Source organism: Evansella sp. AB-rgal1, from assembly GCF_041820985.1.
GTDB lineage: Bacteria > Bacillota > Bacilli > Bacillales > Salisediminibacteriaceae > Evansella.
The window spans coordinates 109,549-133,408 of record NZ_JBGUAU010000010.1 but is presented as its reverse complement, the minus strand read 5'-3'; the positions used below and the strand labels follow the sequence as shown (position 1 = coordinate 133,408).

The 23,860-nt window shown below is 37.3% G+C and carries 19 protein-coding genes; 10 read left to right on the top strand and 9 right to left on the bottom strand.

Going from position 1 to position 23,860, the window contains the following annotated elements:
* Positions 1-11: 11 nt before the first annotated feature.
* The 4 genes from ACERII_RS10545 to ACERII_RS10530 all read left to right on the top strand — a co-directional run bounded on the left by ACERII_RS10545 (position 12) and on the right by ACERII_RS10530 (position 5,111).
* A complete protein-coding gene (locus ACERII_RS10545; RefSeq protein WP_373642181.1) occupies positions 12-1,025 on the top strand; it encodes a zinc-binding alcohol dehydrogenase family protein in 1,014 nt (337 codons plus the stop codon).
* A gap of 44 nt (positions 1,026-1,069) precedes the next feature.
* Positions 1,070-3,376 carry a glycoside hydrolase family 95 protein gene (locus tag ACERII_RS10540; protein WP_373642179.1) on the top strand — a complete coding sequence of 769 codons (2,307 nt, stop codon included), beginning with the start codon at positions 1,070-1,072 and terminating at the stop codon, positions 3,374-3,376.
* A gap of 213 nt (positions 3,377-3,589) precedes the next feature.
* A complete protein-coding gene (locus tag ACERII_RS10535; protein ID WP_373642178.1) occupies positions 3,590-4,093 on the top strand; it encodes an RNA polymerase sigma factor in 504 nt (167 codons plus the stop codon).
* A gap of 1 nt (position 4,094) precedes the next feature.
* A complete protein-coding gene (locus tag ACERII_RS10530; protein WP_373642176.1) occupies positions 4,095-5,111 on the top strand; it encodes a hypothetical protein in 1,017 nt (338 codons plus the stop codon).
* A 249-nt stretch (positions 5,112-5,360) separates the two neighbouring features.
* Here ACERII_RS10530 and ACERII_RS10525 read toward each other — a convergent pair whose 3' ends face one another.
* On the bottom strand, positions 5,361-6,089 hold the full coding sequence (locus ACERII_RS10525) for a YqcI/YcgG family protein (RefSeq protein ID WP_373642175.1): 729 nt from the start codon (positions 6,087-6,089) through the stop codon (positions 5,361-5,363).
* Between the two features lie 221 nt (positions 6,090-6,310).
* Here ACERII_RS10525 and ACERII_RS10520 point away from each other — a divergent pair, with 221 nt between their 5' ends.
* Positions 6,311-6,682 (top strand): iron chaperone, encoded by a 372-nt coding sequence (locus ACERII_RS10520; RefSeq protein ID WP_373642174.1) that lies wholly within the window; start codon positions 6,311-6,313, stop codon positions 6,680-6,682.
* A 253-nt stretch (positions 6,683-6,935) separates the two neighbouring features.
* Here ACERII_RS10520 and ACERII_RS10515 read toward each other — a convergent pair whose 3' ends face one another.
* A complete protein-coding gene (locus tag ACERII_RS10515) occupies positions 6,936-8,402 on the bottom strand; it encodes an MDR family MFS transporter (protein ID WP_373642172.1) in 1,467 nt (488 codons plus the stop codon).
* A 161-nt stretch (positions 8,403-8,563) separates the two neighbouring features.
* Between ACERII_RS10515 and ACERII_RS10510 the strand changes: the two genes are divergently transcribed.
* Together ACERII_RS10510 and ACERII_RS10505 are read left to right on the top strand one after the other, a co-directional pair.
* On the top strand, positions 8,564-9,187 hold the full coding sequence (locus tag ACERII_RS10510; RefSeq protein ID WP_373642171.1) for a TetR/AcrR family transcriptional regulator: 624 nt from the start codon (positions 8,564-8,566) through the stop codon (positions 9,185-9,187).
* A 181-nt stretch (positions 9,188-9,368) separates the two neighbouring features.
* Entirely contained in the window at positions 9,369-11,081 is a 1,713-nt protein-coding gene (locus ACERII_RS10505) for an alpha/beta hydrolase (RefSeq protein ID WP_373642169.1), read from the top strand.
* 156 nt (positions 11,082-11,237) lie between these two features.
* Here ACERII_RS10505 and ACERII_RS10500 read toward each other — a convergent pair whose 3' ends face one another.
* From ACERII_RS10500 to nikC, 7 genes are all read right to left on the bottom strand, one after another.
* Entirely contained in the window at positions 11,238-12,176 is a 939-nt protein-coding gene (locus ACERII_RS10500) for a DMT family transporter (RefSeq protein ID WP_373642167.1), read from the bottom strand.
* A 238-nt stretch (positions 12,177-12,414) separates the two neighbouring features.
* A complete protein-coding gene (locus tag ACERII_RS10495; RefSeq protein ID WP_373642165.1) occupies positions 12,415-13,686 on the bottom strand; it encodes a M24 family metallopeptidase in 1,272 nt (423 codons plus the stop codon).
* Positions 13,687-13,718: 32 nt separating this feature from the next.
* The gene (locus tag ACERII_RS10490; protein ID WP_373642163.1) at positions 13,719-15,041 is read right to left on the bottom strand and encodes a Sapep family Mn(2+)-dependent dipeptidase; all 1,323 of its coding nucleotides are present in this window, start codon (positions 15,039-15,041) and stop codon (positions 13,719-13,721) included.
* A 91-nt stretch (positions 15,042-15,132) separates the two neighbouring features.
* Positions 15,133-16,164: an ABC transporter ATP-binding protein gene (locus ACERII_RS10485; RefSeq protein ID WP_373642161.1), complete on the bottom strand. Its 1,032-nt coding sequence runs from the start codon at positions 16,162-16,164 to the stop codon at positions 15,133-15,135.
* Positions 16,133-17,167: an ABC transporter ATP-binding protein gene (locus ACERII_RS10480; RefSeq protein ID WP_373642159.1), complete on the bottom strand. Its 1,035-nt coding sequence runs from the start codon at positions 17,165-17,167 to the stop codon at positions 16,133-16,135. Before ACERII_RS10480 ends, ACERII_RS10485 begins: the two co-directional genes overlap by 32 nt.
* A gap of 16 nt (positions 17,168-17,183) precedes the next feature.
* The gene (locus ACERII_RS10475) at positions 17,184-18,104 is read right to left on the bottom strand and encodes an ABC transporter permease (protein WP_373642157.1); all 921 of its coding nucleotides are present in this window, start codon (positions 18,102-18,104) and stop codon (positions 17,184-17,186) included.
* Positions 18,105-18,118: 14 nt separating this feature from the next.
* A complete protein-coding gene (nikC, locus tag ACERII_RS10470) occupies positions 18,119-19,015 on the bottom strand; it encodes a nickel transporter permease (protein ID WP_373642155.1) in 897 nt (298 codons plus the stop codon).
* A 479-nt stretch (positions 19,016-19,494) separates the two neighbouring features.
* On the opposite strand from nikC, the gene ACERII_RS10465 reads away from it, so the two are divergent.
* From ACERII_RS10465 to ACERII_RS10455, 3 genes are all read left to right on the top strand, one after another.
* Positions 19,495-21,144 (top strand): glutathione ABC transporter substrate-binding protein, encoded by a 1,650-nt coding sequence (locus ACERII_RS10465; protein WP_373642153.1) that lies wholly within the window; start codon positions 19,495-19,497, stop codon positions 21,142-21,144.
* Positions 21,145-21,342: 198 nt separating this feature from the next.
* Complete coding sequence (locus tag ACERII_RS10460) at positions 21,343-22,656, top strand: M20/M25/M40 family metallo-hydrolase (RefSeq protein WP_373642152.1); 1,314 nt, start codon at positions 21,343-21,345, stop codon at positions 22,654-22,656.
* The gene (locus ACERII_RS10455) at positions 22,653-23,852 is read left to right on the top strand and encodes a M24 family metallopeptidase (RefSeq protein WP_373642150.1); all 1,200 of its coding nucleotides are present in this window, start codon (positions 22,653-22,655) and stop codon (positions 23,850-23,852) included. The genes ACERII_RS10460 and ACERII_RS10455 overlap by 4 nt, the downstream gene beginning before the upstream one ends.
* The last annotated feature ends 8 nt before the right edge of the window (positions 23,853-23,860 follow it).

The following is a 23,860-nucleotide window of genomic DNA, read 5'->3' as shown; positions in this document are numbered from 1 at the left end:
GGAAAAAACAGTTGAAAAGCATCGTGTGTGTTCAACCAAATGAGTTGTTGATGACAGATGAACAAGTTCCTTCGTTAGTAGAAGGGGAAGCGTTGGTTCAGATCAAAAGAATTGGTATTTGTGGCACTGATCAACACGCTTATAAAGGAAATCAACCATATTTCACATACCCTCGAGTACTAGGACACGAACTGTCAGGGATAGTAATGGATATTGACCCTAATGTGAAACACCTAAAAAAGGGTGATCAAGTAGCGATTATCCCATATCTTCATTGTGAAAATTGTATTGCTTGTAAGCAGGGAAAAACAAACTGTTGCGAGAAAATAAAGGTGATAGGGGTTCATGAGGATGGAGGAATGAGAGAGGTTCTTTCTGTTCCAACAAGTCATCTATTAGTGACAAACAATCTCTCTTTAGATGCTGCAGCACTACTTGAACCACTTGCAATTGGTGCCCATGCTGTTCGACGTGCAGAGATAAAGCGTGGAGAGAATGTGCTAGTAATTGGAGCGGGGCCAATTGGTCTTGGAATCATGGTTTTCGCAAGAGACCAAGGAGCCAATGTTATAGCAATGGATGTAAATGAAGAAAGACTACAATTTTGTAAAAAATGGGGGGAAGTAGGGGCAACGGTAAATGCACTTCATCAACCTATTGAAGAGCTATTAGATGTAACAGATGGAAATATGCCTTCTGTCGTCATTGATGCAACAGGTAATTTGCAGTCAATGAAGCAATCCTTCCATTATATCTCACATGGGGGAAAACTCGTGTATGTTGGTTTAGTAAAAGATGATATTAGTTTCTATGACCCTGATTTTCATAAACGAGAGACAACGCTATTAGGAAGTAGAAACGCAACGATAGAAGATTTTGAATATGTTCAGCATGTGTTAGCAAAAGGGGAAGTAGACATACCTACTTATATAACCCACCGTTGCAGTTTTGAAGACATGATGGGAGAATTTGAGAATTGGCTACAACCTGAATCAAAGGTAATAAAGGCAATAGTAGAGTTATAGTTCAAAAAGTGGAAACAAAAATAGGATGTTAGGAGCAGCTTGTCATGACAAAAACAAAGACATTGTGGTACAAACAACCAGCTAAGGAATGGAACGAAGCATTACCTCTTGGAAATGGTAGATTAGGAGGAATGGTATTCGGAGAAATAGCAAAGGAACGCATTCAATTAAATGAGGACTCCGTATGGTATGGAGGACCTAGAGATCGTAATAATCCGGATGCCCGTAAGTACTTACCTAAAATTAGAAAGCTTTTATCGGAAGGTAGGTTAAAAGAGGCGGAGAAATTGGCTGCGCTTGCTCTACCGGGAGTTCCTGAATGTCAGAGACATTATGAGACGCTAGGAGATTTGTATTTACAATTTGATGGTGAGGATGTGGGGAAGGGTGAAGATCACTACGACTACCGACGAGAACTAGATCTAGATACAGGGGTTGTGACTGTTACATACAAAGTAGGGAATGTAAATTACAAAAGGGAAGTGTTTACTAGTTTTCCAGATCAAGTAATGGTTGTGAGACTTACTTCCTCTAAAGAGGGTGGTATTTCGTTCCGTGCCTATTTTGATCGAGGGAAATCGAGAAACTTCGATGATATGAGGGCATTGTCAAAGGATCGGTTAGTGATGCGAGGAGTTACAGGAGGTAGTGATGGCATTCATTTTCGAAGTGTTGTGCAGGCAATACCTGAAAATGGAACAGTCAAGACGATTGGAAGCCGTCTTATTGTTGAAAATGCGGATGCGGTAACACTGATTTTATCTGGGGCAACATCCTACCGATTTGAAAAACCTGAGGACTATTGTGTTGGATTGCTTGATGCTGCTTTCGATAAGTCATATGAGCAGCTGCTTCAGCACCACTTACAAGATTATCAAGAACTTTTTCATCGGGTAGAATTTCAATTGGATGAGCCGGTAGTGAAAAATTCTCTCCCTACGGATGAACGATTGGTACTACTTAGAAATGGGGAAAGTGATCTAGACTTACTTTCTACTTATTTTCATTTTGGAAGATACTTATTGATTTCTTCCAGTCGTCCAGGATCGCTTCCAGCAACGCTACAAGGAATATGGAATGACTTAATGTTGCCACCGTGGGATAGTAAATTCACGGTAAATATCAACACGGAAATGAATTATTGGCCAGCAGAGGTATGTCAATTATCGGAATGTCATGAGCCGTTGTTTGATCTTATTGAGCGGATGAGGGTACCGGGGCGTATTACGGCAGAAAAAATGTATGGCTGTCGTGGCTTTGTTGCTCATCATAATACAGATATTTGGGCTGACACAGCACCACAGGACATTTATATGCCAGCATCATTTTGGCCGATGAGTGTTGCTTGGCTCAGTTTACATCTATGGGAGCGTTATGAATTTACAGGAGACACGGAGTTTTTGCATAAGGTTTACGAAACACTGAAGGAAGCCTCCCTGTTCTTTGTGGATTTTCTACAAGAAACGGAGGATGGTTATTTGATCACCTCTCCATCTGTTTCACCGGAAAACACGTATATACTGCCGAACGGGGAAAGAGGGGTATTGTGTGAAGCACCATCTATGGATAGTCAAATCCTCCACGCTTTGTTTTCAAGTGTGATCAAAGCAAGTGAGATTCTCGCACAGGATGAGGAATACCGTGGACTATTAGAAAACATGAAAGAGAAGCTTCCAAAACCGCAGATTGGGAAGTATGGACAAATTCAAGAGTGGAAAGAAGATTATGAAGAGGCTGAACCTGGGCATCGGCATATCTCTCATCTTTTTGCATTACATCCTGGCAATCAGATTTCTCCAAGGAAAACACCAGAGTTAGCGGAAGCTGCAAAAGTAACGTTAGAAAGAAGATTGCAACACGGCGGTGGACATACTGGCTGGAGTCGAGCATGGATTATTAATATGTGGGCACGGTTAGAAGAAGGGGAGTTGGCGTATCAAAATGTACTAGGTCTTCTCACGTCATCCACACTACCAAATCTATTTGATAATCATCCACCTTTCCAAATTGATGGAAACTTTGGCGGCACAGCTGGTATGGTAGAAATGGTGCTACAAAGTCATCTGGAGGAAATTAGTTTGCTACCTGCGCTGCCTAAGGAATGGTGTAGTGGCAAGGTGAAGGGACTTCGAGCAAAAGGTGGATTTGAAGTAGATCTAGAGTGGGAGAATAATAGATTGAGGAATGGGCGGATTACTTCGTTGAATGGAAGGACTTGTACGTTAAGACTACCGAGCAATGTGGATGTATCCATCACGTGTGATAATACAGAGGTTCAAGTGGAAAAGAAAGAGAACTTTGTTTTCCAGTTTGAGACGGAAAAAGGGAAAGAGTATGTATTGACAATGTAGATAGCAGAATGATCTGGCTTGTTTCGTACTTTACGGACAGCGCAGGAAATGATCTCGGAAAAGTGGTTCCGGGGTCATTTTGCGTGTGCTTACAATTGTTCATGGTGTTAGCTAAGGATTAATAATGAATTATTTATTGATGAAATTTTTTCAGAAGTGCGACTACGGCATTCATTATTCGTCTATTATCATAGACAAATAGGAGGTGAAAGGATGACATGGAAGGAGTTATACATAAACTATAATCAAGATGTTTACAATTATATTTTACTTATGGTCGGAAACAAAGAGACTGCAGAAGATATTACACAGGAAACATTTATAAAAGTAAAAAGTTCATTACATAAATTTCGTGGGGAATCTCACTATTATACATGGATTATATCAATGGCGAGGAATTCCATTTATGATTATTGGAGAAGAAAAAGGTTAATAACATTCATCCCTTTAAAGACATCTGTTCCATTAGTCAATAATAATTCACCAGAGAAGATTTTGGAGGATGACGAAACCGTAAACGAACTATATAACTGTATAAAAAGATTAAAGACGAGTTATCAAGAAGTTATCATACTTCGAAAGGTTCACGTTTTAACAGTGCAGGAAACAGCGGAGGTATTAGGATGGTCAGTGAGTAAAGTTAAGTCCACAACACATAGAGCGTTGGAAGCCTTAAAAAAGGAAATTGAAAATTTTAAAAATGAGGAGGGTAGTTAAAATGAATAGAGACTTTTCGAAAAAATATCTGTCCGAAGAGAATTTTTCTAAGCTGCGAAAAACGACACGTTCCGGTGTGCAAGAAACATTAATGATGGAAAGAATTGAAAAGGAGTCGGTTCGTAAGTCCTTTCCCGTTAAATATTATATAGTGCTTACTTCGGCAAGTTTACTATTCCTCGTGTTATCAATACCATTTATTTTAGATTTCATGGGTATGTCTAAAGAAAATGAAGCGACGACACAATTGTATGCACCACCAGAGTTAGCGATTATTGTTGGAGATGAAACGATACACCCTATACTAGGAACATATAGTTGGACTGTAGAAAACAATGACGGTACATCAACAGACAATACTCAAGATTCGGAGCCCCCACCAGTTCTACTTAAAAATCAGGAACCATTAATAGTAAGTTCAACTAATGAGCTCACGTTTGTTTTTGAAAAACCTCCAAGTTCCTATGAAATAAGGGAATGGGAAAATAAATTCAATGAAGTTTTAGCTACTTATAACGATATAGACTTAGAAAATGTTAGTGGAGTAAAGTTTTTTGATATTATTGCAACATGGGAACAGGGAACTGCGAGTTATGCATTCTCATTAGAATTTGAAAATGAATCTGGAAGCAGAACACCCACAGTAGAAAGAGTTTATAGTGAATCGTGGGATGGAGAAACGGTAATTGTTGAAGAGTACGAAGAGAGCTTGAATTACAATATAATTAATGAAATCACAGACGGCAAAGATGTTGAAACAATGCTTACCCTATTGAAGAAAACAGAATGGATAGAAGGTATATCGGCAGATAATGAGCCTCCTGATTATCGATTTACTTGGAATTCCTATGTTCATGGTGTGTGGGTGTGGAAAATGAAAGAAACTGATAGATCAACTGAAAACGTAGTATCGAATAGATTATCGATTATTATCGAAGATCAATATAATCATACTACATTATCTGAGGAAGACTCTTCCATTCTATATGAAATAGTAACAGGTGAAAAATTGGAATAGATTATGAAATGGAGATCGAGTTAACAGAAATTATGAACCGAGGTGCTTGTTCTTTTGTTGCAAAAGTTCCTGTACCCATTGCGAAGTAGAGCATGAATGCAGCGGTAATCCGGAACTTTGTGAAGGTTTTGATGGATGTGTTATAACCATGCGAGTGAAATTAACGTAAAGGTGAATCCTCTCTTTACTTCATATTTCTGAACTCGAAGGAAGCAGCGAGAACCGTTCCCACTGCTTCCTCGCTGCTTCCTATTTTTCTACACGAAATGGGCATTTTCCCTTGATTGGTTCCGCATCGTCACCGATAAAGAACTGTTTCCACTCGTTGTGGGTTGGATCTCCGTAATGACTAATGTCAGGGTGCTTCGGTAACTTATCCCACGCTTCTACTCGTTCTCGCACCTTTTCTCTCGACATCGCTCCTCCAGGTTCTGTTCCTTCGAGCCCTTTGAAGATCCTTCTTGGCTGAAAACCAAGGACAAGGCTATTTCCTAGATCTCGTGTTTTCCTTTGTTTGTATGCAGGTGCATTTCCGAAAACAAAGATAGGCTCTTTTTGAAAGTGGAAATCCCACAAATAATGTTCTGGATCCCTAGGCTGATCTTCTGGCCAACTAGCTTTGTCCTGACGATGAAGGTATTGAAGAATATCCCAAAAGTAATCTCGATAATATTCAATACTTCTTTCTTGTTTTTCGGGTTCTACAAAAACAAATAAGCCATGACGTGTATCGTGTGTTCCATCGAACAGACCTATAAAATCACTTAATGTATCAGGAAGTGTGGACCAATCGTCCTGATTGATAAAGGAATACCGAAGTTCCCCTTTTCTCTCGGCAGTTTGACCAAAATAGCATGGGAAGTCTTTTTTCGTTACTATGTCACGAAACGTAGCATATTCGTTATAAAACCAGTTAGGGTATGTTTGATTTTCATTGATATCTTTTTGAGTTAATAGTAGAGATTGTGTTGTTTTCATCATCATCCTCCTAAGTTACTTCTCTTATTCTACCATTATTGTAACACTATACCCGTTTGTGGGGGGGGTAACCATGTGAATGTCGTAATGTAAGCACTATCCTCCTTTCCATTCGTACATTGGTGTGTAGTTTGGAATGTGCTATTATATAGAAAACTATATAAACTTATAACTAAATTTGATTCGTAGTACATAAATAGGAATAGAAAAGAGGAAAAAATATGGACGTTTTTAAAGAATATTTAGGGAAAATTGATAACCCAGATCATCGCGAACGGACAGAAGAAGTACTGGTATGGATAATGGAGAGGTTTCCTAATCTAGAGCCGAAAATCGCGTGGAATCAACCTATGTTTACTGATCACGGTACATTTATCATTGGCTTTAGTGTGGCGAAAAAACATATGGCGGTTGCTCCTGAAAGTGTAGGAATTACTAATTTTTCTAAGGAAATTATAGAAGCGGGCTATGATCATACAAAGGAATTGATACGTATCAAGTGGGATAGTGCAGTTGATTTCTCGCTGCTTGAGACAATTATCGAGTTTAATATTGTGGATAAAGAAGAGTGTTCGACTTTTTGGAGGAAATAGATGTTAATGTGGCGTTGGTGTCTACTTAATGAACACCCTACTGTGATGGTTAATACGGTCACTGAACAAGTTGGCCTGTACTTTTTTAGTGGTTTTTGATTTCAAATGTTCTGGTCGATTAAAGTACTTTTTATCGGCCAGAACATTTTCATTTTATTGATTTGAAGGGTCTTGCGCTTTTTGCATATCTAGTAGGCTGTATTTATATTTTAATACGAGAACCGAAGGAAGCAGAGAGGACTGCTTCCTCTTTTTATGCTTGATTTGCATGTGTCACTCTTCTAACAAAAAGAGCAAGGACTATGGCTACTAGTGCCATGTAAAATCCTGTTGAAAAACTTTGCTGTGATCCGTATGTAAGAGCAGCAATCAATTCTTCTTCTGTAGGATTAATAATGCTCTTACTTTGTAAGTAGCTATGCTGACCGTTTTCCATAACAGAAATAAATAAGGCAGCACCAATAGCGCCAGACACTTGAGTCAATGTGTTCGCAATCGCTGTTCCATGAGGGTATAGTTCCTTTGGAATTTGGTTCAAACCATTTGTTTGAGAAGGCATCATAATCATTGCAACGGCAATCATTAAGACAGCTTGCTGGATAACCACAACCCAAACAGGTATCCCGAGAGTGGTGTAGCGGTAAGTAAAAACAACAACAGCAAGAATAATAGTTCCTGGAATTAATAATGGACGAGGCCCATATTTATCAAATAAACGCCCCATAATAGGAGACATAGCACCATTTAATAAACCACCTGGCAACAAAACGAGTCCTGCTGTTATTGCACTAAATAATAATGCTCCTTGCATATAAATTGGCATCACTAACATCATGGCAAACATCGTCATCATAACGAGCATCACCATCAGGAGGCCAAGTGTAAACATAGGATATCGGAATACACGAATATCTAATAGAGGAGTATCCATCTTTAATTGGCGCCAACAAAACAAGGTAAGAGATATAAATCCAATAAGTAAGAAAGAAAAGACCAAAGGGTCCGTAAAGCTAGCGTCACCTTTTCCGGCAGCACTAAAGCCGTACACGATAAAACCAAAAGCGATCATGGACAAAAGAAAGGAGATCACATCTAATTTTGGCTTAGTCGTCTCTGACATGTTCGTTAGCACTTTCATTCCAAACAAAAGAGAAGCAATGGAAATAGGTAAAATAAAATAAAATAACCAACGCCAAGTTAAGCTTTCCACGATAAGACCGGAAACAGTGGGTCCTATTGCTGGAGCAAACATGATAACAAGCCCCACCATTCCCATTGCTGCACCGCGACGTTCTATAGGGATAACGGTAAGAATAATGTTAATCAGAAGTGGAATCATGATAGCTGTACCGACTGCCTGAGTTAAACGACCGATGAAAAGAACAGAGAATACTGGGCTGACTCCACATATAATTGTTCCTATTGTAAATAAGGACATGGCACTAATAAATAACTGACGTGTAGTAAAGCGTTGCATAAAATATGCAGATATAGGAATTAACGTACCAATAACAAGCATATATCCAGTTACAAGCCATTGCACAGTACTGGAAGCAACTCCAAAGTCAGCCATAATGGTATTCAAGGCAACATTTAAAATTGTTTCACTTAAAATAGCGACGAATGCGCCTGAAAGCAGCACCGCGAGAATGGGAATTGGGTTTATCTCTGGTTTAGTTGTTTCTGTAGATGCAACATTAGTTTGAGTTAAAACAGCCATTTTTTCTCCTCCAAATTCTATTTAAATACGAAACGGCCTCGTTCCGCTATATAATAGTAGCACCACCAAATACGAAACGCAATAGTTCTGTATTTGTGGAATAAGAGTGGAAATGTTAAAATGATGAAATCAGACAAGATAGGTGAAAGTGGTGTGCTTTTATGGAGAAGGGAAAGGAAGAGCAGGAAAGTAAACGAGGAAGACCTCTTGATTTATCCAGAAATAAAGTCATTCTTACAGCTACACTAGAATTATTAGCAGAGAGAGGTTTCGATGCCTTAACAATAGATGCTGTAGCGGCAAAGGCAAAAGTGGGTAAAGCGACAATATATAGACGTTGGTCTTCAAAAACAGATCTTGTCATCGATGCAGCTTCTTTGATGAGTCCTTTTCTTAAGATGGAAGAGAGTTTAAACCGGAATCAAGGATTACGTGGCCAATTAATCGATATGCTTTCTATTATTTTTCAATGTGACGATGAAAAAGCCCAAACCATGCTAACAGCGATTTATAATGCAGCTTCTGCGAATGAGAAATTGGACAAGGAACTTAAGCATGAATTTTACAGAAGACATAGAGAGGGGATGGAATCAATAATTAGACCTTTTATTAAGAAAGGTCACACTCTAACAGAAGAAGAGTTCGATCTTCTTGCAGATATTGGCCCCGCACTAATTACCTATCGCGGTGTATTCACAGGGAAACCATTTGATCGCTCCTATGTAGAACGAATCGTTGATCTGTTGATGATGCCGATGATAGAGTCAGTAATTGGAAGCAGGTAGGAAGCAGTGGGGACGGTTCTTGGTGCTTCCTTTTTTGGATTTATTAGTCATAACTCAAAGAAGTGGATGAAAAAATAAGAATACCATATAAGGTACGAAAAACTCATATTAAAGCATTAAGCAATGAACATCTTATGGAAATGAAAAACTCAAGAAAATCATACATGAAAGGAGATTTACAATGAATGTGGCTGATCCATTACGAAAACCATTACCAGCCTTGCACTCAAACCCCAAGCGTTCCTTTTTACGTTTTTTTTCCATTATTCTAGTCATAGCAAATCTCACATCTATCATTCTTAGCACACTTTTTTTGCTAAACATAGAGTTCATGATACCAAATGTATTTGGCATTATTTTATTATTTACGTTACTAGGTAATATTGCACTAGCTGGGATTCCAGGTGACCGAAAAAAATACGATCTATTCTATTTGAACTTTACTATTCTAGTCATGACTTTGCTTCCTGTATTCAACACAATGGCATCTGTTTCACTATCCAACACTGATTCACTAAGCTTCGTATCTATTTTCCTTCTTTTCAGTTTACTAGTTTTAGGAGGTTTGATAGCTTTGATAAAAAGGGGGGATCAGACTCTAATACGATTTGATAGTCGATTCCCAGTTCAAATTTCCCAGGAGCGACATTTTTCTAAAGCAGCCATTATAACGATGTTTTTTTGGAGTCTATGTCTCCTTGGTGGGATCTATGTTGCTTTTGTACTTTTAGTTGGAAAAACAGGTGGGGCAATCGAAATGATTTTCCCTGGATATACTCTATTTTTTTGTATAGGTACGTTAGCAATAGTTTCGTTGATCTTAAGAATGGGGAGCGGCAAAAACCGTGGTGTCGTTGCTAGTATTATACTTCCTATAATTGGCTTCGTTGTAGCTGCATGCTTTAGCGTACCTGTAATTTCTACGTTACTTTCACTGGAAAAAACAGAGGGAGCTTTTGTAGAAGCTTTTGGAGACAGATTGGATTCCCGTTTCGAATCTGAATCCAGCGACTACTTTTTGACGAGTACCTTTTCGTTACCAAACTACTTTTTCGGAACAAAAACAGGTAAATATATCGTGAAGGAAGACATTCTATTTTACGAGGGAGTAGAAGGAGTAGATGAGGGAATACAGTTACGCTTTGATGCCTATCTCCCACCGGATGGGTCGAACCCCCTTCCCGGGAACAATTCTGTTCTAATTCGTATCCATGGAGGAGGATGGACAATTGGTGATAAAGGCGCTTCAAACAATGCTCAAGTGAATAAATACTTTGCCAATCAAGGCTATGTTGTTTTTGACGTGCAATATGGTTTAAGTAGTGAGGATAGATTTGTGGAATTTGCTCCTGTACCTGAACAGCGTGTTGGGGATTTCACCATTGATGATATGGTGCGACATATTGGGCTCTTTACCGATTACTTAGTGGAGCACAATGATGAGTTTCAAGGAGATTTAGATTCCGTATTTGTTTCTGGAGCATCCGCAGGAGGACAGTTAGCCAGTGCAGTTGGACTAGGGTTAGCAAGTGGTAATTATGAAGATGTATTAAATCCTGAGCTTCATGTGAAGGGGATCATTCCTATCTATCCAGCAAATGGGTTAGCAGGGAATGTCGGAATTGGCGGATCAGAAGCACTAGTGGATCCAGCGCTACTTGTTAAGGAAGATAGCCCACCTGCATTAATCTTTCAAGGAACGGCAGATGGTGTGGTAGATCTATCCGTTGCAGAGACTTTCGCTAACATGTATCGAAACAATAATAATCAAGGATCTGTACTTTTAGAGATGCCTTACGCAGGACACAACGGAGACTTTTACTTCTCAAGTTATTACAACCAAGTTTTCATTTATTATATGGAACGGTTTATGTATTTGCATAGGCGAATGTAAGTTTGATTTGTATTTAGTTACGACGTAATGCAGTAAATTATTACCATTATTTGTTTATGTTGTTGCTCCCAAAAATATAGGAATGTAATGTGTGGGAGGGAAGCAGGAACGGTTTATATGCTAGTCTTTCAGTAACTAGAAAACCGTTCCTTTTAGTTATCCTGCTCTATCTTTGTAAGCAAGAGGACCGTTTCCCTGCTTTTTTTTCATAAAAGTTCTCTCTATATAGCCTGTTCCAAACAGAACACCTACAACAATAATCAGAAAACCTAGTGTCTGATACCAATAAACCTGTTCATTCAAGAAAATGGCGGAACCAACAAGACCAATAAAAGGAACTAAATTAATAAAAACGGCAGTTTGACCTGCTCCAATCCGCTTAATTGCAGCATTGAAAAGAAAATGCCCTATGGCAGTTGATAGAACGGCAGAAATTAAGAAGATAACGTAGACTCCCCATGGTGCACCAACCATATATACTAAACTCCCAGGCTCCAAAATAAAACTAACAATAAGTACTCCAACAGCCCCAATAAGAAGCATCATACTCGTCATTTGTCTAGGATCTACTGTTACCGTCGCTTTTCTAATAAAAATAAAGCTTAGTGCTTGAACTACCATGGAAACAAATACATAGATATCCCCAAGAGCTATGGCTTCTTGAACCCCGCCTTGAGTGAGAGCAACACCACTAAATGCTAAGCTTATCCCCAACAATCGCCACTTCGTTAATCGATCTCCTAGAAATATTACTGCAAAAATAGAGGTAGTTACAGGAACGAGAGCTAAAATTACCACGGCATTGGAAGCATTTGTTAGCGTTAAACCCATAGTTAAAAAGTAATGATGTGCAGCTATTCCTAAAAGACCCCCACCAATAGTATAAATCCATTCTTTTTTTGTTAACTTTCTCATCTTCATACTTACAACAATCATAGACATAGCTACAACCCCTGCAAGTAAGATACGTAAAGCGGTCATAGTTACTGGTGGGAAATATTCAACTAAGACTTTTACCATAACAATATTAAGGCCCCATGTTATCACCACAAAAAAGATAATTCCGTAGGTGAATAGAAGTGACTTTTCTTTCATTTTGGACTGTCCTTCCTCCGGAGAATCACTTCATTATTATCTTTCCAAACACACTGCTTCATGCTTCGTTGTAAAAAAATAGGCTAGATCACAGCAATTTACGGGGGAGGTGAAAAACCTCTAGCAATTAGTAAACTAGACAGATTATTTGATCGCCCCAGTAGGAATTTTTGCTGTGCCAGGGCGATATGTTTATTTCGGTAATCGAAGGAAGCGAGAGAACCGTCCCCACTGCTTCCTAATTGATAATATAGAATTCTTCTTGTCTTGGACATAAATAAACGGGTGTTTGGTTGAGTATTGCAATTGGTTGTTCAAGGTAGATAAATGTTTCTTGATTCCACTCCGGTATATACGATTTTATATTAAATTCTAACGCGTATGCTGAATGCTCGATTACTTCTAAATCACCACGAATTGGTATTCTTTCTTGACGATCAAAGAGTCCAATAGTGGGACCCACTTCATGGCAATGAACTCCTACTGGATGCGAGTATAACATGGCAGATAACGATTGCTCTTGTGCATCTTGTATGCTTCTTTCAAAAATTTCATTACCATTAGAGGCAACTTTAAAGTGAGACATTACGATATCAGAAAATTGATTTGCTTTTTTAAGTGCTTCTTTTAGTCCTGTAGGAACTTCTTTTTCATTAGGTTTCAAGACATAAGCTAACTGCTGCATATCAGTGGAAATACCTAGGTATGTTAGACCAATATCAATATGTACAATATCCCCATACTGGATAGTTGTCTCACTAAGACGATCGACACCACTGCCTGGTCTTTGTACATCAATGGTTGGATAAAAGGAAGTCTTCAATCCTAAATCAAGAACGGTTTGGCGAATCCAATTCACTACTTCTAAGCAAGTGGTCGTGCCAGGGATAATAACCTCGTTTGATAATGCTTTCTTTGCAATATCCAATGTTAGATTAGAAAGAAAAGGATAAAAGCTCATTTCACTAGGAGAACGCTTTAAGAACCAATGAATGACGGCTTTTTCAGAAGTTACTAATCTACTTGACCAAAACTCTCCTAATGTGGAGGTTAACTGTTGATAAAGACTGTGAGATAAACCGTCAGCAACTGCATAGTTTTGGGAGTTATTAATACCAATTTTATCAGGATTAATTGTTTCAATTAAATGTTTCAAACAACTCCATTCATCCTCTTTTTTTCGATCCCAGATGAAATCATAGTAACCATTAAGTCCAGGGTGAGGTACACCTATCCAGTACCTATTTAAAGTTTGATTTTCTTTGTTGTAATGAAAAATAATAAACCCTAATCTTCGGGTTTCATCATGAAGACGGGGAGTTAACGAATCAACAAGTGGATCTTCATTGTATTCTTTACTTATGGTTATCCAAAGTGTTAGCTCTGCTTTATCCATAGCTTCTATAATAATGTTATCTAAGCGCTCTTTTAACCATGAGTCTTGTATTTCATCACGTTTCTCCATGGATAAAACATGTTTCGTAATGTCAGCATTATGACTAAGTTTCATTTTGCAGCCTCCTTAAAAAATTCTTATACTATCTATTTGGATAATAGTTTTATAGCTTCTTCATATACTCTTAACCAATCATAGACGGCTGTGAGAGAAACACTCTCGTCTATTTGGTGAGCATTTAATGGTTCATTGGGAAATAAAGCACCAAAGGCAACGGTGTTTGGAAAAGCTCGTGCATAGGTCCCGCCCGAGATGGAAACAGGATCAGAGTCATCATTCATAATATCTCTATAAATAGATAAAAAGTTTTGGATGAAATCACTCTTTTCGGAAAAATAAACTGGTTTTTTGTGTTCGATGACTTGATGATTAGCATCAAAATCACGAAAGGCCTCTCTTAATTTTTCTGCTAAAAAATCAGCGTCCAATGAGGAGGGATATCTTATATTTAGGGTGCATTGCAGTTGATTGTTCTCGAAAGTCATCATAGTAGGATGTAAACTTAGTTTTCCAGAAATGTCATCAGAGAAATGCAAACTAAGATTTTCACCAGAAGAATCTAATATTGTTTCCTTAATCTCAGTTAACACCTTACGCATACCATCACCAGGAGGAAGTAGCTTATGTAAATCATGAACAAGTGATGGTAAAGCATCCATTTTATTAGAAGTCTTTGATTGTATTAGAGTATGCTGTTCTTCATCTGAATATTTTCCTTGAATCTTATCTATGGAAAGAGGAGTAGATGATTTCTTCAGTCTAGCTTGAGCATCATGTGGGATAACATTAATTGCAGTTCCAGCATCGATAGAAACAAGATCGGTAGCTAACACTTTAGGAAATGTTAATTGAACATATATGATACCTTTTTCACTATGAGTAACAGGGAAGCATCCATCTGGAGTAAACCCTATTGTTGGCTCTTCTTCCACTGCTTTGTATTCTTTCATACATTCCCATGTGCTTTCTTCATCAGTTCCTATTATTAAACGCACTCTTTTGGATGGCACATATCCTAAATCTTTTAACCTTTTCATAGAATAAAGGATAGCGATAGTTGGCCCTTTGTCGTCTAAAGTTCCTCTACCCCAAATTCTGTCATCATGAATAATACCTTCAAAAGGGTGGTACTTCCAATTCTCGATCCTCCCTGGAGGAACAACATCGATATGTACGAATATCCCTAATAACTCTTCTCCTTCTCCAAATTCAACAATTCCCACTTTACGATTAATATCCCATGTCCGAAATCCAAAGGAAGATGCTTTACTTAAGACAAAGGATAAGGCATCATCGATGTTTTTACCAAAGGGGGTGGTCTTCGAGTTGAAGTCTTTCACGCTTGGAATTCTAACTAAAGATTGTATGTCAGCTAAACAATCTTGATAATGGTCAGTAAATGAATGCAAAACGATCCTATCTCCTTTTATGTTGGATTGTAAAAATAGATAATACTGTAGAAAGATCCATATAGGTTATCTACAGTATTATAAAGTAGGATTATTTCAATGATAATACTTCTGGTAGAGGCTTATGTTCACCGCTTTTAATTTGCTCCATATAGTGACACGCCCCCAAATGCCCATTGTTCATATCCGCCGTTTGGCGAAGCAGAGGTTCTTCCGTTTTACATTTGTCTGTAACAAAAGGACAACGAGTATGAAAGCGACATCCCGTCGGAGGATCGATAGGAGAAGGGATATCCCCCTTTAAAAATATTTTGTTTTTTCTCTTTCTTGGATCTGGTATAGGAATTGCCGATAGAAGAGCTTTTGTGTATGGATGCTCAGGGTTTTCAAATATCGATTTCTTATCACCGATTTCTACTATTCTACCTAAGTACATAACGACAATTCTATCTGAGATGTGTCGAACAACACCTAGATCATGAGATATAAATAAATAAGTAAGGTTAAATTCCCTTTGTAATCTTTTTAGTAGATTTAGTATTTGCGCCTGTATAGAAACATCAAGGGCTGAAACTGCTTCGTCACATACGATTAGCTTTGGATTTACAGATAATGCTCTAGCAATTCCAATTCGTTGTCTCTGGCCGCCTGAAAATTCATGTGGAAATCTATCAATCTGATGTGGTTGGAGACCTACTATTTCCATTAAGTTATGAATAGTATCATTTCGTTCCTTCTTTGGAACAACATTTTGAATCTCGATAGCTTCATTTAAAATTTGCCGTACCGTTTGTCTTGGATTAAGAGAAGCATATGGATCCTGGAAGATGATTTGAATATCTTTTCGCATTTTTCGCATTTGCTTCTTATTAAGAGTAAGTAAATCAACTCCGTCAAACTCAATGGACCCTTCCGTAGGTTCATCCAGTCTTAGAACTGCTCTCCCGGTAGTGGATTTACCACAACCAGACTCTCCAACAATTGATAATGTTTCCCCTTCCTTTATGGAGAAGGAGATATCATCAATAGCTTTTACATCATTAATCTTTTTCCCAAAGAAACCGCCTTTTATTGGAAAGTATTTTTTTAAATTAGTAACTTTTAAAAGCTCTTTTTGACTCACTTACTTTCACCTCCGGATCTCCATCCCACTTATCGGTATAAATCCAACAACGAATTTGTTCATTTTCACCGATATCTTGTAAATCAGGGAGTTCATTATGACACTGATCTGTTGCAAAAGGACATCTTGGAGCAAAACGGCATCCTTCTGGCATATCCTCAGGACTTGGTACCATGCCTTTGATTGGTGTTAATTCTTCTACATCAATATCGTGACGAGGTAGGGAGTTTAATAAGCCAACAGTATAAGGATGACGAGGATTCTCAAATAAAGTATAAACGTCTGAATACTCTACAATTTTTCCTGAATACATAACAGCAACATAATCACAGGTCTCTGCTACTACTCCTAAATCATGGGTGATTAAAACAACGGACATTCCGATTTCTGCTTGTAGCATTTTTATTAATTCTAAAATTTGAGCCTGAATAGTTACATCTAGAGCTGTCGTTGGCTCATCTGCAATTAGTAGTTTAGGATTACAGGCCAATGCCATTGCAATCATAACCCGTTGGCGCATTCCCCCAGATAATTCATAAGGGTATTGAGTTATTCTTTTTTCGGGTGATGGAATCCCTACTAGTTGTAAAAGCTCTATTACCTTTTCTTTCGTTTGTTTTTTATTTAGGTTTTGATGAATATCTAATGATTCCTGAATTTGTCTTCCTATAGTATGAACAGGATTTAATGATGTCATAGGTTCTTGAAAAATCATAGATATATTATTTCCACGTATTTTTTGCATTGCTGATTCTGATAGAGAAGTTAACTCTTCTGTATCATCAAATAGTATACTACCTCCTGCAATTTGACCGGGTTTATCGATTAATTTGAGGATAGATAGAGCTGTTACGCTTTTACCAGAACCGGATTCTCCAACTATACCTAAAGTTTTCCCTTCTGGAACCGCAAAGGTAACGCCATCTACTGATTTAACAACTTTATTGTCATCTAAGTAAAAATATGTTTTTAAATCTGATACTTCTAAAATGTTTTTACTCATGAGGAGCCTCCTTTCATCAATCTAGGTCTATTCGTTTATTCACCATTCTATAGGAAATATCAACTAAGAAATTTACAAGAACGAAGAGAGTTGCAATAATTAATACGGAAGCTTGAACGACAGGAAAGTCTCTTGCGGCAATCCGGTCAACAACCAACCTACCTAGTCCATTTATTGCAAATACTGTTTCCGTTAAAACGGCTCCACCTAATAGAAATCCAAACTGTAGTCCAACAACAGTTATGACAGGAATTAACGCATTTTTAAGAGCGTGCCGATAGACTACGATTCTTTGTTTTACCCCTTTTGCTCTAGCTGTTCGAATATAATCTTGTGTTAAAACTTCAAGCATACTTGATCTCGTCATTCTAGCAATAATTGCAGCACCAGCTGTGCCTAAAGCTATTACAGGTAAAACTACTTGTGGGGCTGATCCCCAACCGGTTGCGGGGAACCATCCAAGTCCAACTGAAAACCATTGAATTAACATTAAACCTAACCAAAAGTTAGGCATTGATAATCCAAACAAAGCCACTATCATAATTATTACATCAGTCATTGTGTATTTACGAACAGCTGAAATTATGCCAGCTATTAATCCCATAAAAATACTTAATATTGTACTATAAACCGCAAGCTCTATTGTAACCCATATTCGTGGAGCTATTTCTTCAGATACTGGTATCCCGGAGCGCCATGAATTTCCAAAATCAAATCGAATTGCATCAAATAAAAAATTAAAATATTGGACATGTATCGGATCATTTAAACCAAGTCGTTGATTAATGTTATCCAATGTTTCTTGGTTTGCTCCTTCACCTGCAATAATCACAGCTGGACTCCCAGGTGTAATATGCATCATAGAGAAAACAAGTATAGAAACTCCAAGTAATACAGGTATTAACTGTAACAAACGACGAATGACAAATTGTATCATATTCCCACCACCTTTTATCTATTAGATTTAGGATCTAAAGCATCCCTTACTCCATCTCCGAATATGTTAAAAGCTAGCACGACAATGATAATTGCTAAACCTGGGAATAAAGCAATATGAGGTGCGTCATACATATATCCTCTACCATCATTCAGCATTGCTCCCCATTCGGGTGAAGGAGGTTGAGCTCCTAACCCTAAAAAGGACAACCCACTAGCAGTTAATATTGCTGAAGCGATGGAAACGGATGTTTGTACGATAATAGGAGATGTGACGTTAGGAAGTATATGTTTAAAGATAATTTTAGTATCAGTTGCTCCTAGCGCTTTAATAGCATCTATGTACTCTAAATTTTTAGTAGCTAGCGTAGAACCTCTCGCAACTCTCGCAAAAGTAGGGATAGAATAGATTGCTATAGCGTAAATAACATTTAAAATACTAGGTCCTAGTATACTAACAATGGCTAACGCTAATAGAATACCTGGAAATGCTAGCAATACATCCATAATCCTCATTATTACAGTATCAATTTTTCCCCCGTAGTAACCGGAGAAAATCCCTATGAAAACTCCGATGGTACCACCAATAAACACGGATAATAAACCAACAAGTAGAGTTATTCGAGCACCATAAATTATTCGCGAAAAAATGTCGCGACCATGTTGGTCTGTACCTAACCAGTTTTCTAATGATGGTGATTGCGATCGTGATGAATAGCTGATTTCATTGGTACCATGAGATAAAAAATACGGACCAATAATTGCAATGATAATTAAGAATAGAATGAGATACCCACCAATAAGTGCAGCTTTGTTTTTACTTAAACGTTTCATAAAATCTTTAAAACTTCTTAATCTAGGATTTGTTTGAGTAGGTGGAAAGACTTTTTGCTGGGCGCTTTTCATTTGCATTGATATTCCTCCAATCATAAATAATAGATTTTTATCGATGAACCTAAAATAGAGTAGTTATTAGCCACACGCAACTTATTTCAGAATTTTAACACAATTCACATGTGAAATACTATATTTTGCTTTATTTATTTTTTCTGAAATATATGATATATTGATATATTTAATTTCTGTTGTAATGAATAAATGGTAGAGGTGATACTTGAGTTCAAATTATCACAGAGAAAAAAATAATTTTTATTGGAAAGTAGTGAGAAGGCTAGATGATAGAAAAAAATATACTTAATGTAAGTTTATGAATATTCCTATAATTTAAGAGGTGTTTAGCAACATAATACTAAGTTCATATAAAGAATTGCTATTAAATTATACTTGATATTTTTAAAAAGATGGTCTATATTTTATTTTAAACTTGAATACCATGCTACTTGGGTATCTTGTAATCTTTTAAAATTATAAATATCAGGGAGGGAAATGCTTTGAATTTCAAGAAAATTCGGTTTATTGCGTTAGTTTTTGGTCTATTTTTGTTTTTAGCAGCTTGTGCTGGAAATGGTACGCCATCCACGGGGGATACTACTGGAAACAATGACAATACTGAGAACAATGAGACTAATGGAGATAATAATAATAATAATTCTGAGAACGGTGGAGATGCAGATCAAGACTTAATTATTGCAGTACCAGCTGATCTATCTTCCTTATCGGTGCAAGGGTCTAACGATGTTCCATCTAGTAATGTAAAAGAGAATATTTTTGAGACTCTTGTATACTTAGATGAGAATGCTGAACCACAGCCGCGATTAGCGACAAATTGGGAGTTAATTGATGACACTACTTGGCATTTTGATATTCGCGAAGGTGTTAAGTTCCATGATGGATCAGATTTAAACGCTGAAGTCGTTAAAGCAACTTTTGATCGTCTAATTGATCCAGAAATTGGATCTGCCGGTGCGTTTCTATTAGGTTCCGTGGATACAATCGAAGTTGTTAGCGATTATGTTGTTGAAATAAATCTTAAGTATCCATTTGGACCATTTATAAATCACTTAGCACATGGAAGTACAGCAATTATGTCAGGAGAGATCATTGCAGCAGACGCAGAGGCGGTTGCAAATGGAGAAGATATTGACTCTTATATTTCTTCTAATCCAATGGGAACAGGACCTTTCAAGTTAGAAAAAAGAACGCCTGGTGATGAAACAGTTTTAACTAAAAATGAAGAATATTGGGGAGATCCTGTTGCCCTTAATAGCATAACTTATAAGGTTGTTCCAGAGGTTGATACTCGTATAGCGGAACTACAAACTGGTGCTGTTCATATTGCTGATGCAATTGGACCACAAAATGTAAACAGGGTAAACGATATCGCAGATGTATCTGTTTTGGAAGAAGAAAGTACATCAATAAACTTTGTTGGATTTAATACTCAAGTTGAACCTTTTGACAACCCATTAGTAAGACAAGCGATTACGTTAGCTATTGACCAACAAGAAATAGTTGAAGGAATCTATTATGGCACTAGTGTTCCAGCAGTAGGGCCTATTCCACCGGCGGTATTTGGTTTTGATCCTAATATCGAAGGTTTAGGGTATGACATGGATAAAGCTAAGGAGCTAATGGCAGAAGCAGGTTATGCGGACGGGTTTGAGGTAACATTAAAAACGAACCATGAAAATACACAAAGAATGGATATTGCAATCTATATTGAATATGCACTATCTGAGTTGGGGATCACTGTGAATGTGGAAGGAATGGAGTTTGGAGCGTTTGTTGACGATGCTGCAGGCGGAAATACAGAAATGTTCATTCTTGGATGGTCAACACCTACGATGGATGGTGACTACGCAACTCATGCACTGTTCCACTCAGATAATCATGGTCAACCAGGGAATATGACTTTCTTTGATAATGCTGAGATCGACGAGATTCTAGATACTGCACGTCAGGAGTCAGATCCTGATGTTAGACTAGACCTTTACTCACAAGCACAAAAAATGTTAGTAGAACAAGCTCCAATGGTATATCTTAACCATACAGATTATATTGTTGGTGTTAGTGATTCAGTTAGTGGATTTGGAGTTGCACCTAATGGAATCTATCAATTCCGCGGTGTTTCTCTTCAATAATTAAAATGGAAAACTCCGATTTTGATAATTACTCAAATCGGAGTTTTTTCTTTTCCTTCTAAATTGCTTTTATAGAGAATGTCAACGTAATAATCAAGGAAAAAAATTATTACGCACAAAAGTATGGTGTAAAATGCTTTACATAACTATTTAGAATATTCATTTATAATAATATAAAAATACTAGTTGGTGAAAATGATGCTAAATTCTTTGGAAGTGGTTGAAAAAAAAGCAATAGAATATTTAAGCAACCTTATAAAAATAAATACTTCAAATCCACCAGGTGACGAATTATCAGCTTTATTATATTTGGAGAAGATAGCGAAACAAGCAGGGCTAAAAACGGAATTATTCAAAACGGATCTTAACAGAGGAAATTTAATCATATCATTAAAACAAAACTATACATCCCCAACTGTTCTTTTATCTCATGTAGACGTGGTTCCAGCAGATTCTTCTGAATGGGATGTACCTCCTTTTGAAGGGATAGTAAAAGATAAATATATTTGGGGAAGGGGTACAATTGATACGAAACAACTCACTATTATTCATTTAATGGTAATGATAGCTCTAAAAAAAGACAAATCACCTTTAGATTTAATTATGGTAGTCACTTCGGATGAAGAGGCAGGTAGTGAATTCGGATTATTAGCTTTATTAAAGAAAAAAGGAAGTCTTTTCATAGATTCCTTGGTCTTTAATGAAGGTGGAGGATTCCCATTAATTATTAATGAAACTCCATATTATCTTGCAGAAATGGGACAAAAGGGCGTTGCCAGAGTTAAATTTACTTTTGAATCTCAATTCTCTGAAAATCCATATTTGCCGAATCACGAACCTCTAACGGATCTTATCAAATTTCATCAAAGGTTTAGCGAGCCATTAGTGAACGAGTCTTTACCTGATTTAGTTACTTATATGTTCCAAACAATTGCAACGAATGAAGATCTGCATTTTGATCGAGAAAATCCTGCGTTGTTTATTGAAAAGCTACCAAGTGAGCTTCATCGGTTATTACATGCTATGACCAAAACGACTTTTGCTTTTACTAGATGGAGAGGCGGGAGGGCAAGAAAAGAATTTCAAAATGGATTTGAAATTCTATTAGATTCTAGAACCTTACCCTACATAGATAGAACGAGTTTCGAGAACATCGTAACAGAAAAACTGAAAGGCTTAAATGTGAAATATGAGATATTGTCTTTTTCACAAGGATATGAAACTTCTCTTGATAGGGATCTTCTTTCTATTTTTGAAAATCTACTACAAGAAGATGTGAGTATTGCACGAATTGTTCCTTTTTTATCAATTGGAAGTAGTGATGGGAGACATTTGCTTCCGTACAGATCAAAAGTATATGGATACTGTCCTACTCATTTAGACTTACCATTTCATGAAGCGATAAAAATGGTGCATGGAAGGAACGAAAAAATATCAATTCAGTCATTTGTTTTCGGAATGAAACAAATGTATAAGATAATGAAAGCGATAGAAAAGGGGGATGTGGCATGAAGTTAGGGGATCCAAACATATCAATGGAAAAGCTTAACCAGGCAAAAATACTCATGGAAGAAGAAGGGATTGACACATGGTTAATCCTAACACGTGAAGGAACAGATCCGTCAATGCCGTTATTAGTAAGTGTTAGATCTGTTCATTTAGCTGCTATATTCATTCGAGCGAATGGAGAACATATCGTGTTAACGTCTGCAAGTGATTTCGGAAGCTACGAAGCAACTGGGTTGTTTACAAAGGTTATACAATATGATTCAAGTGTAGATGAAAAATTCATAGATACATTTGAATCATTGAATGTTAAAAAATTAGCGCTTAATGTTTCTGAATCGGATCATTTATGTGACGGGTTAACATCAGGTTTATATGAATGGTTAAGTGATAGAATTGGCAATGAAAAGTTAGGGGAAATTGAAGTAAGTAGTGAGAAAATTCTAAAACAATTACGAAGTGTAAAGACTGCATCAGAGTTACAGTTAGTAAAAAAAGCAATTTCATTAACAAATGAAATATATGAATATGTTTTCCAGCAAGTGAAACCAGGAATGACTGAAATTGAAATGGGAAATATTTTTGTGAAAGAAATGAAAAGAAGAGGTGTAACGAACGGATTAGGGAACGCATTCGATTTACCAATGGTTTGCTCTGTAAGAAACGGACTAGCGCATAGGAAACCAGGTGATTTTAAAGTGCAACCTGGTGACATTGTTATATTTGATTTTAGCTTAAGGTATGAAAATTATGTTTCCGACATTGCTCGTACCATTTATTTTCTAGAACAAGGACAAACAGCAGCTCCGAAAGATATTCAACATGCGTTTGATTCCGCAGTAAAAGCGATAAAAGAAACAATTCAGTTTATGAAGCCAGGGCACAAGGGATTCGAAGTTGATGCGGTAGGTAGACAGGTGATAGAAGATAATGGGTACCCTACCATTCGTCATTCTGTAGGTCATCAAGTGGGGAGAGATACTCACGATGGTGGTACTATCCTAGGTCCAAAGCGTGTTCCTAAAAGGCCTGAGGTGGAAGGTGTTCTAGAAGTTGGAGAAATCTATGCAATAGAACCGACAGTAATTCAAGATGATGGACTACCTTGTATCTTAGTGGAAGAGAATGTTGTCATGACTGAAAAGGGTGCTGAGTTATTAAGTGTTCCACAAAATGAATTAATTTTAATTCCTTCAGAATAGGTGACAGA

Bases quoted from the DNA above. Each gene is read 5' to 3' on its own strand.
- ACERII_RS10510 (WP_373642171.1), top strand. From the start codon at position 8,564: ATGGAGAAGGGAAAGGAAGAGCAGGAAAGTAAACGAGGAAGACCTCTT.
- ACERII_RS10535 (WP_373642178.1), top strand. From the start codon at position 3,590: ATGACATGGAAGGAGTTATACATAAACTATAATCAAGATGTTTACAAT.
- ACERII_RS10505 (WP_373642169.1), top strand. From the start codon at position 9,369: ATGAATGTGGCTGATCCATTACGAAAACCATTACCAGCCTTGCACTCA.
- ACERII_RS10460 (WP_373642152.1), top strand. From the start codon at position 21,343: ATGCTAAATTCTTTGGAAGTGGTTGAAAAAAAAGCAATAGAATATTTA.
- ACERII_RS10530 (WP_373642176.1), top strand. From the start codon at position 4,095: ATGAATAGAGACTTTTCGAAAAAATATCTGTCCGAAGAGAATTTTTCT.
- ACERII_RS10500 (WP_373642167.1), bottom strand. From the start codon at position 12,176: ATGAAAGAAAAGTCACTTCTATTCACCTACGGAATTATCTTTTTTGTG.
- ACERII_RS10475 (WP_373642157.1), bottom strand. From the start codon at position 18,104: ATGATACAATTTGTCATTCGTCGTTTGTTACAGTTAATACCTGTATTA.
- ACERII_RS10520 (WP_373642174.1), top strand. From the start codon at position 6,311: ATGGACGTTTTTAAAGAATATTTAGGGAAAATTGATAACCCAGATCAT.
- ACERII_RS10540 (WP_373642179.1), top strand. From the start codon at position 1,070: ATGACAAAAACAAAGACATTGTGGTACAAACAACCAGCTAAGGAATGG.
- ACERII_RS10480 (WP_373642159.1), bottom strand. From the start codon at position 17,167: ATGAGTAAAAACATTTTAGAAGTATCAGATTTAAAAACATATTTTTAC.
- ACERII_RS10495 (WP_373642165.1), bottom strand. From the start codon at position 13,686: ATGAAACTTAGTCATAATGCTGACATTACGAAACATGTTTTATCCATG.
- nikC (WP_373642155.1), bottom strand. From the start codon at position 19,015: ATGCAAATGAAAAGCGCCCAGCAAAAAGTCTTTCCACCTACTCAAACA.
- ACERII_RS10525 (WP_373642175.1), bottom strand. From the start codon at position 6,089: ATGAAAACAACACAATCTCTACTATTAACTCAAAAAGATATCAATGAA.
- ACERII_RS10455 (WP_373642150.1), top strand. From the start codon at position 22,653: ATGAAGTTAGGGGATCCAAACATATCAATGGAAAAGCTTAACCAGGCA.
- ACERII_RS10515 (WP_373642172.1), bottom strand. From the start codon at position 8,402: ATGGCTGTTTTAACTCAAACTAATGTTGCATCTACAGAAACAACTAAA.